The organism is Streptomyces sp. NPDC006430 (assembly GCF_040612395.1).
In the GTDB taxonomy this organism is placed as follows: Bacteria; Actinomycetota; Actinomycetes; order Streptomycetales; family Streptomycetaceae; genus Streptomyces.
The window spans coordinates 35,809-47,718 of record NZ_JBEXQA010000006.1; the positions used below are offsets into that span (position 1 = coordinate 35,809).

At 71.3% G+C, this 11,910-nt stretch carries 13 protein-coding genes; 6 read left to right on the plus strand and 7 right to left on the minus strand.

The genetic code is table 11. The features are described 5' to 3' along the window. Window positions 1–96 precede the first annotated feature (96 nt). The gene (locus tag ABZZ20_RS11455) at window positions 97–1,398 is read right to left on the minus strand and encodes a Bcr/CflA family multidrug efflux MFS transporter (RefSeq protein WP_356869182.1); all 1,302 of its coding nucleotides are present in this window, start codon (window positions 1,396–1,398) and stop codon (window positions 97–99) included. Window positions 1,399–1,506: 108 nt separating this feature from the next. Between ABZZ20_RS11455 and ABZZ20_RS11460 the strand changes: the two genes are divergently transcribed. From ABZZ20_RS11460 to ABZZ20_RS11470, 3 genes are all read left to right on the plus strand, one after another. After that, window positions 1,507–2,268, plus strand: a complete 762-nt coding sequence (locus ABZZ20_RS11460; RefSeq protein WP_356869183.1) for an SDR family oxidoreductase — start codon at window positions 1,507–1,509, stop codon at window positions 2,266–2,268. Between the two features lie 64 nt (window positions 2,269–2,332). Continuing rightward, a complete protein-coding gene (locus tag ABZZ20_RS11465) occupies window positions 2,333–3,193 on the plus strand; it encodes a PhzF family phenazine biosynthesis isomerase (protein ID WP_356869184.1) in 861 nt (286 codons plus the stop codon). Between the two features lie 82 nt (window positions 3,194–3,275). Then, a complete protein-coding gene (locus tag ABZZ20_RS11470; protein WP_356869185.1) occupies window positions 3,276–3,836 on the plus strand; it encodes a GNAT family N-acetyltransferase in 561 nt (186 codons plus the stop codon). Window positions 3,837–3,913: 77 nt separating this feature from the next. Here the strand turns inward: ABZZ20_RS11470 and efeU are convergent, their stop codons facing one another. From efeU to efeO, 3 genes are read right to left on the minus strand one after another with little or no spacing between them, the layout of a single operon-like run. Continuing rightward, a complete protein-coding gene (gene efeU / locus ABZZ20_RS11475) occupies window positions 3,914–4,786 on the minus strand; it encodes an iron uptake transporter permease EfeU (RefSeq protein WP_356869186.1) in 873 nt (290 codons plus the stop codon). 27 nt (window positions 4,787–4,813) lie between these two features. After that, window positions 4,814–6,136 (minus strand): iron uptake transporter deferrochelatase/peroxidase subunit, encoded by a 1,323-nt coding sequence (gene efeB, locus ABZZ20_RS11480; RefSeq protein ID WP_356869187.1) that lies wholly within the window; start codon window positions 6,134–6,136, stop codon window positions 4,814–4,816. A 21-nt stretch (window positions 6,137–6,157) separates the two neighbouring features. After that, window positions 6,158–7,306 (minus strand): iron uptake system protein EfeO, encoded by a 1,149-nt coding sequence (gene efeO / locus ABZZ20_RS11485; protein ID WP_356869188.1) that lies wholly within the window; start codon window positions 7,304–7,306, stop codon window positions 6,158–6,160. 432 nt (window positions 7,307–7,738) lie between these two features. Between efeO and ABZZ20_RS11490 the strand changes: the two genes are divergently transcribed. After that, window positions 7,739–8,410, plus strand: coding sequence for a PhzF family phenazine biosynthesis protein (locus tag ABZZ20_RS11490; RefSeq protein WP_356869189.1), 672 nt, complete (start codon window positions 7,739–7,741; stop codon window positions 8,408–8,410). 18 nt (window positions 8,411–8,428) lie between these two features. On the opposite strand, the gene ABZZ20_RS11495 is transcribed toward ABZZ20_RS11490, so the two are convergent. Next, window positions 8,429–9,076 carry a biliverdin-producing heme oxygenase gene (locus ABZZ20_RS11495; protein ID WP_356869190.1) on the minus strand — a complete coding sequence of 216 codons (648 nt, stop codon included), beginning with the start codon at window positions 9,074–9,076 and terminating at the stop codon, window positions 8,429–8,431. A gap of 141 nt (window positions 9,077–9,217) precedes the next feature. After that, window positions 9,218–10,075, minus strand: a complete 858-nt coding sequence (gene map / locus ABZZ20_RS11500) for a type I methionyl aminopeptidase (RefSeq protein ID WP_356869191.1) — start codon at window positions 10,073–10,075, stop codon at window positions 9,218–9,220. Window positions 10,076–10,147: 72 nt separating this feature from the next. On the opposite strand from map, the gene ABZZ20_RS11505 reads away from it, so the two are divergent. Continuing rightward, the gene (locus ABZZ20_RS11505) at window positions 10,148–10,387 is read left to right on the plus strand and encodes a hypothetical protein (RefSeq protein WP_356869192.1); all 240 of its coding nucleotides are present in this window, start codon (window positions 10,148–10,150) and stop codon (window positions 10,385–10,387) included. Between the two features lie 6 nt (window positions 10,388–10,393). Here the strand turns inward: ABZZ20_RS11505 and ABZZ20_RS11510 are convergent, their stop codons facing one another. After that, complete coding sequence (locus tag ABZZ20_RS11510; RefSeq protein WP_356869193.1) at window positions 10,394–10,999, minus strand: hypothetical protein; 606 nt, start codon at window positions 10,997–10,999, stop codon at window positions 10,394–10,396. 166 nt (window positions 11,000–11,165) lie between these two features. On the opposite strand from ABZZ20_RS11510, the gene npdG reads away from it, so the two are divergent. Then, window positions 11,166–11,870: an NADPH-dependent F420 reductase gene (npdG, locus tag ABZZ20_RS11515; RefSeq protein WP_356869194.1), complete on the plus strand. Its 705-nt coding sequence runs from the start codon at window positions 11,166–11,168 to the stop codon at window positions 11,868–11,870. Window positions 11,871–11,910 lie beyond the last annotated feature (40 nt).

Sequence of the window (11,910 nt, forward strand, 5' to 3'; positions counted from 1 at the left end):
CCGGGCCTCCGCGCCGGGCCTCCGCGCCGGCGCCCGCCGTCCGGCTGGTGCGCCATCTGGCTGGTACGCCGTCCGGCTGGTGCGTCGTCGTCCGGCTCAGACGGCGGGCTCCCGGTTCTGCCACGGCCGGCACATGCCGAACAGGCAGCCCACGGCCAGCAGCGAGCACACCAGCTGCACCACCGCCATCGGCACCGCCGTGCCCTCGCCCGCGATCCCGACCAGGGGTGAGGCGACCGCCCCGACCAGGAACGAGGAGGTGCCCAGGAGGGCCGAGGCCGATCCGGCCGCGTGCGGGGTGCGCATCAACGCCAGCGCGTTGGTGTTCGGCAGGACCATGCCCATCGCCGACATCAGTACGAACAGGGCGGCGGCGATCGGGACCAGTCCGATCTCTCCGAGCATCCCGCTCGACAGCAGCAGCAGTGCCACCGACGCCAGGGTGATGACCGCGAGCCCGGCCGCCAGCACCTTGTCAAGGCGGACCCGGCCGACCAGCAGCTTGCCGTTGACCTGCCCCGCGGAGATCAGGCCGACGGAATTGAGGCCGAACAGCAGGCTGAAGGTCTGCGGCGAAGCCCCGTAGATCTCCTGCACGACGAAGGGTGATGCGGAGATGTACGAGAAGAGCGTGGCGAAGGCGAAACCGCCGGCCAGCGTGTAGCCGGCGAAGACCCGGTCGGCGAGCAGTCCGCGCATGGTCCGCAGCGCCGTGCGCACGCCGCCGGTCTGCCGCTTCTCGGGCGGCAGGGTCTCGCCGAGGCTGCGCCAGACGACGAGGGTGAGCACGGCGCCGACGCCGGTGAGGACGACGAACACCCCGCGCCAGTCGGAGAAGCGGAGCACCTGGCCGCCGATGAGCGGGGCGATGATCGGGGCCACTCCGGAGATGAGCATGAGTGTGGAGAAGAACCGGGCCATCTCGACCCCGTCGTACAGATCGCGTACGACGGCCCGCGCGATGACGATCGCAGCCGCCCCGGCCAGGCCCTGGAGCAGCCGGAAGCCGATCAGTAGTTCGGCGGTCGGTGCGAGGGCGCAGATCGCGGTGGCGAGGACGTAGACGACCATGCCGATCAGCAGGGGCCGGCGGCGGCCCCACTTGTCGCTCATCGGGCCGATGACGAGCTGGCCCAGTGCCATGCCGGCGAGGCAGGCGGTGAGGGTGAGTTGGATGGTGGCGGCCGGGCTGTTCAGGGCATCGGTGACCTCCGGCAGGGCCGGCAGGTACATGTCCATGGACAGGGGCGGGAGGGCGCTGAGCCCGCCGAGTATGAAGGTGACGAGCAGTCCGGTGCGGCGGGCGGACTTCAGTGGGACGGAAGCGGTGTGGGGTACGGAGGGCGTCTCGGGTGACGGCTCGTGCGAGGGGGCCGTCGCGGGGCCTCTCTCCGACATGCGGAACTCCAGTCTTTGCATCGTCTTTTCACACCCCCGACCGACCCATGCTCTCAGCTGTCGGAACGTCCGTGGACAGATGCGACATGTGACGTACCCTGCGGCCCCATGAACGCACGTGGGAAGAAGATCGCCGTTGTCACCGGGGCGGGCTCCGGCATCGGTCGCTCCGTCGCCCTGACCCTGGCCGCCGCCGGCTGGTCGGTGGCCGTGGCCGGCCGTCGCCCCGAACCACTGGAAGGGACCGCGCGGGCAGCCGGCGCCGACGCGGACGTGCTGTGCGTCCGGGCGGACGTGAGCGATCCGGACGACGTCGCCGCCCTCTTCGCCACGGTGCACGAGCACCACGGGCGCCTAGACCTCCTCTTCAACAACGCGGGAACCTTCGGCCCGAGCGGGGTCCCGCTGGAAGACCTCACCCACGAGGCCTGGCGCGCGGTGGTGGACGTCAATCTGACCGGGGCCTTCCTGTGTGCGCAGGCGGCCTTCCGGCAGATGAAGGCACAGGACCCGCAGGGCGGCCGGATCATCAACAACGGCTCGATCTCCGCACACGTGCCGAGGCCGCACTCGATCGCCTACACCGCGACCAAGCACGCGATGACGGGCCTGACGAAGTCGCTCTCCCTGGACGGGCGGCCGTACCGGATCGCCTGCGGGCAGATCGACATCGGCAACGCGGCCACCGAGATGACCGAACGGATGCAGACCGGAACCCTCCAGGCCAACGGGCAGCTCGCGGTGGAGCCGGTGATGGACGCGGCGGACGTGGCGCGCACGGTCCTGCACATGGCGGAGCTGCCGTTGGAGGCGAACGTGCAGTTCGCCACGGTGATGGCGACGGCCATGCCCTACATCGGACGCGGCTGATCCCCTCCCGACAGTCTGGTGGAGGCCCGGGAATGCCCTGCTGCGGGCCAGAGTTGAGGCGATCATGACGACTGAAGTGCTGCGTTACACGGCGTTCTCCGCCGACCCCGCTGGCGGCAACCCCGCCGGGGTCGTGCTCGACGCGAGCGGTCTGGACGACGCCCGGATGCTGGAGATCGCGGCCGAGCTGGGATACAGCGAGACGGCCTTCCTGACCTCCCCGCCCGAGGGCCTGGCCGGGGAGCCCGGCCGGGCCTTCACCCTCCGGTTCTTCAGCCCGAAGGCGGAGGTGTCCTTCTGCGGGCACGCCACCGTGGCCGCCTCGGTGGCCCTGGCGGAGCGGATCGGTGCGGGCCCACTCGTCTTCGCGACCCCGGCGGGCACGGTCCCGGTCTCGGTGACCGCGGAGGGAACGGGCCTGCGCGCCGTGCTGACCAGCGTCGAGCCGCACGTCGAGGACGTCGCCCCGGCCGATCTGGCCGAGGCACTGGCGGCCCTGGACTGGCCGGCGGCCGACCTGGACCCGGACCTCCCGCCCAAGATCGCCTACGCCGGAGCCCGGCACCTGGTGCTCGGCGCCGGCACCCGCGCCCGGCTCGCGGCCCTGGAGTACGACTTCGACCGGCTGGAGGCGCTGATGCGGCGCCTGGACCTGACCACCGTCCAGCTGGTGCACCGGGCGGGCGCCGGACTGTTCGACGTCCGCAACCCGTTCCCGGTCGGCGGCGTCGTGGAGGACGCCGCCACCGGAGCCGCGGCAGCCGCCTTCGGCGCGTACGCCCGGGAACTGGGCCTGGCCCCGCAGGAATCGGTGCTCACCCTCCGCCAGGGCGAGGACATGGGCCGCCCCGGCGTCCTGACTGTGGAGCTGCGGGCCGGCGATCCGCGGGTGCGCGTGGGTGGCCGCGCGGTGCGGATCGGATGACCCGCGGCCTGCCCGCGGCGGGCCCGGCCCGGGCCCGCGCGGTGAGACGCATCGGCCCGCAGAACGCTCAGGAGGCCCGCAGATGACGACGGTACTGACCTGTGAAGAGGCCGAACTCCCGGCCGAGCTCGCCGCGCAGGTCGCGGCCCTGGAGGCAGCTGCCTGGCCCGGCGCCCGCGCCGGACACGACCCCGCACTCGCTCCCAGGGTGATGCTGCTGCTGGACGGGGCGGGGACGGTGGTCGCCTCACTGGCGGTGCTGCACAAACCGGTCCGGCACGCGGGGCGCACGTACCGCGCGGCCGGGCTCAGCGCGGTGGTGACCCGGGACGCGGAGCGGGGCCGGGGCCACGGCGGCCGTCTGGTGGCGGCGGCCCGTGCGGCGCTGGCCGCCGACCCGGCCGTGGACCTCGTCCTGTTCAGCTGCGACCGGCCGCTCGTCCCGTTCTACGAGGCGGCCGGCTTCACCCGGCTGCCGGGCGCCGTACTGGTCGGTGGGACGCCCGAGGAGCCGCTGGCCACGGACGCGCCCGGGTTCGACAAGGAGGTCCTGGCGGACTTCCCGGGTGCGGACGTGGACGCCGCGGCGTTCACGGGAGCACGGATCGCCCTGTACCCGGGCCTCATCGACCGCCTCTGGTGACGCCGGCGCGGCCCGGACGTGCGAAGGGGGCCCGGATCGGGATGATCCGGGCCCCCTTCGCGTAGGTCCGCTGCGGCTCAGGAGCCGCTCTTGGCCTCCGCGGAGACGCTCGCCGCCGGGGCCGCCGGAGCCGAGGGGTTCGCCGTACGCCCGAACCTGTGCACGCCGAGGAAGAGGAGCAGCGTCGGGACCAGGTACAGCAGCCACACCGCGACCTGGAGCCAGGTCGGGTCCGGCTGGAAGTTGAACGTGCCCTTCAGCAGGGTCCCGTACCAGCTGTCCGGCGGGATCGCCGCGCTGACGTCGAACGCCCTGTTCGCGAGGCCGGGCAGGAACTCGGCCTCCTGGAGGTCGTGGACCCCGTACGCGAGCACGCCCGCGGCGACCACGACCAGCATCCCGCCGGTCCAGGTGAAGAACTTGGACAGGTTGATCTGGAGCGCGCCGCGGTAGAAGAGCCAGCCCAGCACGATCGACGAACCGATGCCCAGCAGGACCCCCACCAGCGGGCCCGCGCCGTTACCGGCCGCGTGGACCGACCGCCACACGAACAGCGAGGTCTCCAGGCCCTCCCGGCCGACGGCCAGGAACGCCGTCGTCACCAGAGCACCCGTGCCCATCGCGAGCGCCGCGTCGAGCTTGCCGTGCAGCTCGGACTTCAGGTGCCGCGCGGTGCGCTTCATCCAGAAGACCATCCAGGTCACCAGGCCCACCGAGATGATCGACAGGCTGCCGCCGATCGCCTCCTGCGCCTGGAACGTCAGCTCCGAGGTGCCGAATTCGAGCGCCGCCCCGAAGGCCAGGCTGACCGCGACCGCGAGGCCCACGCCGAGCCACAGCGGCCCCAGCCTGTCCTTGTTCTTCGTCTTCACCAGGTACGCGACGAGGATGCAGACGACCAGACTGGCCTCCAGCCCCTCGCGCAGACCGATCAGATAATTGCTGAACACGTCAGTCCCTCTTCTCGTCCCGCGGAACTACGCGAACAGCGCCCGGCCCCACCAGTCGTCCTTGTCGCGGACGCCCGGCGGGACGGCGAAGACGGCCGAACCCACGTGCTGGATGTACTCGTTGAGGCCGTCGTTCTTGGACAGGTTGCGCTGGATCGGAATGAAGCCCTTGCGGACGTCCCGCTGGTAGGCGAGGAAGAACAGGCCCGCGTCGAGCCGGCCCAGTCCGTCCGTGCCGTCGGTGAAGGAGTAACCGCGGCGCAGGATCGTCGCACCGCTGTTGGAGTCCGGGTGCGCGAGACGGACGTGCGCCTCGGGCTTCATCGCCTTCAGGAACGGTTCGTCGCGCTCCTTGGACTTGCCGACCGGCGCGCCCTCGGCCTTGTCCCTACCGAAGATGTCCTCCTGCTCCTGGAGCGGAGTGCGGTCCCAGGTCTCGATGTGCATGCGGATCCGGCGGGCGACCAGGTACGAGCCGTCGGCCATCCACGCCGAGCCGTCCTTGGCCTCGTCGGAGACCCACACGTGCTTGTCGAGGGCTGCGGTGTCGGTGCCGGAGACGTTCCGGGTGCCGTCCTTGAAGCCCATCATGTTGCGCGGGGTCTGCTCGTCCGGGGTCGTGGACGAGGTCTTGCCGAAGCCGAGCTGCGACCAGCGCACCGCCGTCTTGCCGAAGCCGATCCGGGCGAGCTGGCGGATCGCGTGCACCGCGACCTGCGGGTCGTCCGCGCAGGCCTGCACGCAGATGTCGCCGCCGCTCTTGGCCGGGTCCAGGTTGTCGCCGGGGAACAGCTCCAGGTCGACCAGCGCCTCGGGGCGCTTGCCCTCCAGGCCGAAGCGGTCCTTGGCGAACAGGGAAGCGCCGAAGCCGATGGTCAGCGTCAGGCGGGACGGCTTGAGGCCGAGCGCTTCGCCGGTGTCGTCCGGCGGGGCTTCGGGGAGACCGCCGACCGCGCCCTCGCCGACCGGGAGCCCGGCCGTCATGCGCTCGGCGGCCCGCGTCCAGTCCTTGAGGAGCTGGACGAGCTCCGCCCGGTCCTTCGTCTTCACGTCGAACGCGGCGAAGTGCAGCCGGTCCTGGACGGCGGAGGCGATGCCGGCCTGGTGCTTGCCGTGGAAGGGCACCGCGGAGCCGCTGAGCGCGGCCGGAACGGGGTCCGTGACGTGGGTGAGCGCGGCGACCGTGCCGCCCGCCGCAGCGGCGCCGAGCGCGAGCCCGGCACCACCCCAGCCGAGCACGGAGCGGCGCGACGGGCCGCCCGCGGTGTCGCCGACAGCGGCGGAGCCGGTGGACTCGGAGGGCCCGGTGGGCTCGGCGGGCTCGCCGGTGGCGCTGGTGACTTCAGACATCTCGATTACCCCTGATACGCGTTACTTGACGGTGGCGGCGGCAAGCTTGGACAGCGGCTCCCCGAGGGCGCTGACCGCGTCCGAGAGCTCCTTGCGCTGGTCCTTGCCGACCGTCTCGTACGACACGAACTCGTAGGTGTTCTTGTCGGCGCGGTACTTGTCGAGCAGCGTGTTCATCGCCGCGAACTGCTTGTCCAGCTCGGCGGCCAGGGCCGGGTCGTTCTTCGCGGCGACCGGCTTGAGCAGCTCGTACGCCTTCTGCGCGCCCTCGACGTTGGCCTTGAAGTCGACCAGGTCGGTGTGGCTGTAGCGCTCTTCCTCGCCGGTGACCTTGCCGCTGGCGACCTCGTCCAGCAGCTCCTTGGCGCCGTTGGCCATCGAGGTGGGGCTGATCTCCGCCGTGCCGATCTTCTTCTGCCAGTCGGTGATGTCGGTCATCAGCTGGTCGGCGAGCTTCTTCTCCTCGTCGCCGATCTTGTTGTCGGCCCAGAGGGCCTTCTCCAGGCGGTGCCAGCCGGTCCAGTCCTTGGCCGGGTCCTGGCCGGCCTCCAGGCCGTCCTCGCGGACGTCGATCTTCGGGTCGATGTCGCCGAAGGACTCGGCGACCGGCTCGGTGCGCTCCCAGCCGATGCGCGAGGTGGCGTACGCCTTCTTGGCGGCCTCGATGTCGCCGGCCTTGACCGCGTCCACGAAGGCCTTGGTCGTGGGCAGGGTCTCGTCGGCCTGCGCCTGCACGTACTTGCGGTACTCGGCGACCGCGGCGTCCAGCTCGGGGCTGCGCTTCTCGCTGCCGCCGTTGCCCGTGGCCGTGACCTTCTGACGTATGCCGTCGCCCTTCATGCCGGGCTTGCAGGCGATCTCGTACGATCCGGCCTTCATCTCCGCGGTGATGGAGGCCTTGGTGCCGGCGCCGATGTTCTCGCGCTCGGCGACGATGCGGCCGTCCGGGAAGAGGACGTAGACCTCGGTGACCTTGGAGCCCTTGTTCTCGACCTCGATGGTCACCTTGCCCGCCGGGAAATCGGTCTTGGAGACCTCGCAGGCGGTGTCCGTGGCGGCCACCTTGATCGCCCCGTTGCCCGCGTCGCTCTTCTCGGCGCAGCCGGTGACGGCGGTGAGCGCAGCCACGGCGGCGGCCGCGGTGATGACGGTGAGGCGGGCGGGGCGCATACGAGCTCCTGGCATCTGGCGTTTCGACAAGCAGCTGCCCCGATCAGGAGGGCAGCCGGTGAGGCGGACCTAACTTAACCGAGGCTTACCTGACCAACGCTCGCGCGTCCAGTGATTCGGCACACACCGCACGCTGCCGGACACGGCCCCGTCACGGCACCTTCACGGTCACGCCAAGGGAAGGTCAAGGGAGGGTCAAGTTGAACTTTCTCTTCCGCAGGGCGGAATCGCCGCTTCCCATGAGGGGGGCGCGACCGGAGCCCCGGTACGCAGATGCGTCAGCACTTCCACGGAGGCCGGTGGACCTGGCCGAGCCCGGCGGCCCGGGGAAGCGCGGCGCGGCGCGGGGCCGGATCCGGGCCGGCCGCGCGGTCATCGGTCGCCCGTCGATCCGTACGACTCCCTCGGTCTGAACCGTGCTTCAATTTTCGCGTGAACGATCTCGATGTACTCAAGGTGTTCTGCGCGGGCGACGGGCGGTACGGCAACCTGCTCGGCGTCGTACGCGACGGCCGGACCTGTCCGGACGACGCGTCGCGGCAGGCGCTCGCGGCCGAACTCGGTTACAGCGAGACGGTGTTCGTCGACGACCCTGAGCGCGGGGTCGTCGACATCCGCACGCCCGGTACGCGGATGTCCTTCGCGGGCCATCCGCTGGTCGGGGTTGCCTGGCTGCTGGACATCGAGGAGCTCCAGCCGCCGGCCGGTTCCGTATGGGCCCGTGACGACGGGGAGTTCACCTGGATCACGGCCCTCCCCGAGTGGGTCGAGGGCAAGCGCACCGAGCAGTACGCGAGCCCCGCCGAGGTCGAGGCGCTACCGGCCCCGCCGCCGGGCGAGGGCTGGCTGTACGCCTGGGCCTGGGAGGACGAGGCAGCGGGTCGCATCCGCGCCCGTGGCTTCCCCCGCCGCCCCGACGGGATCATCGCCGAGGACGAGGCCACCGGCTCGGCCGCGATACTGCTGACCGCCGAGCTGAACCGTGCCCTGAACATCACCCAGGGAGCGGGTTCCCAGATCCTCACCGCCCCCGGCCCGGACGGCACCGTGGAGATCGGCGGCCGGGTCCGCTTCGCCACCCTGCCCCGGGCGCGAACCGAGTAGGCGCTCAGGCTCAGGCGCTCAGGCGCTCAGGGGGAACGCCTCGCCGAGCTCGCGGAAGACGGCGCCGTTGTGGTCGAAGGCGCGCTTGCACTCGTCGATGATGCGCTGCTTCTCCAGGTCGTCCGCGCAGATCGCGTCCAGCAGTTCGCGGTACCTCCGTTTGAAAGCGGCGGGGTTGGAGATGTCCGCGAACACGTAGAACCGCACGCCGTCGCCCTTGCGCGCGAAGCCCCACGTCCGCTCCGCCTTGTCGCGGATGATCTGGCCCCCGGAGAGGTCGCCCAGGTAGCGGGTGTAGTGGTGGGCGACGTACCCGCCGGGCCAGGTCGCCGCGCACTGCGCCACGCGCCCCGCGTAGGCCTCGGTCGCGGGCAGTGCCACCAGGGTCTCGCGCCAGGAGGGGCCGCGCAGGTGCGCCAGGTCGCGTTCGAGCTCGGCGACGCGCATCAGCTCGGGCCGTATGAACGGGCCCGCCACCGGGTCGTCCTGAAGGGACCGGGCCGCGTCCTCCAGGGCCCGGTACACGAACCACAGCTGCTCGGTGTAGCGGGTGTACGCGTCCACCCCGAGCCGGCCTTGGAGCAGATCGCTCATGAACGTCGAGGTTTCGGCCTCGGTGTGCTGCTCGTGCGATGCGAGACGGATGGCCGTGGAGAAGGCGTCCAAGACAATCCTCCGGAGACGGGACGAGAAGGCGGGCGCGACGGCACGGCCGCCACGCCCGATCCTCGTACTTAGGCTTACCTAAGTCAATGTCTTCCCGACGCATTGTCGGTAAAACACTCCCGGGGGAAGTCCTCCGAGCTGCTACGGCAGGGTGAGGATCTCGGCTCCCGTGTCCGTCACGACCAGTGTGTGCTCGAACTGCGCGGTCCGCTTGCGGTCCTTCGTGACGACGGTCCAGCCGTCCGCCCACATGTCGTACTCGTGCGTGCCCAGGGTCAGCATCGGCTCGATCGTGAAGGTCATCCCGGGCTCGATCACCGTCGTCGCGTGCGGGCTGTCGTAGTGCGGGATGATCAGGCCGGAGTGGAAGGACGAGTTGATGCCGTGCCCGGTGAAGTCCCGGACCACGCCGTACCCGAAGCGCTTGGCGTACGACTCGATGACCCGGCCGATGACGTTGATCTGGCGGCCCGGCTTGACGGCCTTGACGGCCCGGTTCAGGGCCTCGCGGGTGCGCTCCACCAGCAGCCGCGACTCCTCGTCCACGTCCCCGCACAGGTACGTGGCGTTGTTGTCGCCGTGCACGCCGCCGATGTACGCGGTGACGTCGAGGTTCACGATGTCGCCGTCACGCAGGACGGTGGAGTCCGGGATGCCGTGGCAGATGACCTCGTTCACCGAGGAGCACAGGGACTTCGGGAAGCCCCGGTAACCCAGCGTCGACGGGTAGGCGCCGTGATCGCACATGTATTCGTGCGCGACTCGGTCCAGTTCGTCGGTGGTCACCCCCGGGGCGATCAGCTTGGCGGCCGCTTCCATCGCCTGGGCGGCGATCCGGCCGGCGATGCGCATGGCCTCGATGGTCTCGGCCGACTGCACCTCCGGTCCGGTGTACGGCGTGGGCGCGGGCTTGCCCACGTACTCGGGCCGGCGGATGTTTCCGGGAACGGAACGGACGGGAGAGAGCTCGCCTGGTACGAGCAGCGACTGGCCAGACATGCAAGCGAGTGTATCCAGCGGGGATGGGGCAGCATGGCGGCAGAGAGCGGTATCGAGAGGAGCCCGAGGACGATGGCCCTGTTCAAGAAGCGCCAGGTGGGCAAACCCGGCGAATGGTACTACTGCCTGGTGCACCAGAAGGTCGAGGAAGGCCCGGAGTGCCCGGCGAAGGATCGTTTCGGACCGTACTCCACGCCCGAGGAGGCCGCCCACGCCATGGAGACCGCGCAGGAGCGCAACCTCGAATGGCAGAACGACCCCAAGTGGAACGACAAGTCCCGCGAAGAGGACGAGGGCACGGCCACGCCCTAGCAGGGCCTACCAACGGCTGGGCGGCGGCCGGGTCAGTTGGTCGGCCAGCCGTGCCAGCCGGTCCCGCAGCCGCTGTGGCCCGCGCTGCACCGGCACGCCGTTCTCCCCGGCCGCCGCGCTGACCAGGTGCTGAACGGTGTCCAGGTCCAGCTCGCCGGTCCCCTCGCGCACGGACAGGGCGTCGTGCGCCAGCGCGCCGAGTTCCGGGTCCCCGCCGTCCAGGGAGAGCACGGTCGCGCCCGCACGGCGGGCGTCATGGACCCGCTCCAGCAGCCCCGCGCCGGGCTGCTCCGGGGCCACCACCAGCACGGTGTGCCCGCGCCGGGCGGCCTCCAACCGGCCCAGCCCCACCGAGAGGTGCGGCGGTTCCCCGGGCAGGACGCGGTGACGCACGAGCGTGGGCGCCAACTCCGGCAGCCCGGACCAGGCGGCCTCGTCCACCAGATGGGCGGCCAGGTGCCAGGGCTCGTACTGCTCCGTCCCCACCAGCAGCAGATTCCCGCCGGCCGGTACGACGGAGCGCCGCAGCGACCCGGCGAAGCGGCGCGCGGCGCCCGGCCACTGCGTACCGGCGAGCACCTCGCGCAGCAGCGCGACCCTCACGGCGTCCATGCCGGCATCCTGCCGCAGGGCAGGGACGCTACGGGCGCGGTTCCCGCCGCTTCACCCGTCTTGCCCCCTCCCTCGCCCTTCTCCGGCCGTCCTCGCTCTTCTCCACCGGCCCGCGATGCGCCCGTGCCCGTTCGACTCCACGGATCCCGGCACTACCCTCGCCCCCATGACCTCCACAGACAGCACTCAGAAGCCCCCCGCCAAGGACCCGCGGGACCTGCCGGACGTTTCCGGCCTCGTCGTAGGCGTCCTCGGCGGTACCGGTGACCAGGGCCGGGGCCTGGCCTACCGGCTCGCGCGGGCCGGCCAGAAGGTGATCATCGGCTCCCGCGCCGCCGACCGCGCGCAGAGCGCCGCCGACGAACTGGGCCTCGGCGTGGAGGGCGCGGACAATGCCGAGTGCGCGCGCCGCAGCGACATCGTGATCGTCGCGGTGCCGTGGGAGGGCCACGCCAAGACCCTCGAAGCCCTGCGCGAGGACCTCGTGGGCAAGCTCGTCGTGGACTGCGTCAACCCGCTGGGCTTCGACAAGCAGGGTGCGTACGCCCTCCAGGTCGAAGAGGGCAGCGCGGCCCAACAGGCCGCGGCCCTGCTCCCGGACTCCCGGGTGACGGCGGCCTTCCACCACCTCTCGGCCGTCCTGCTCCAGGACGAGTCCATCGAGGAGATCGACACGGACGTGATGGTCCTGGGCGAATCCCGCGCCGACACCGACATCGTCCAGGCACTGGCCGCCCGTATCCCGGGCATGCGCGGCGTCTTCGCAGGCCGGCTGCGCAACGCCCACCAGGTCGAAGCCCTGGTGGCCAACCTCATTTCCACGAACCGCCGTTACAAGGTCCACGCGGGCCTGCGCCTCACGGACGTCTGATCCCGCCGATCCCGCCACCGCTGCGCCCGACGGCCGCCGG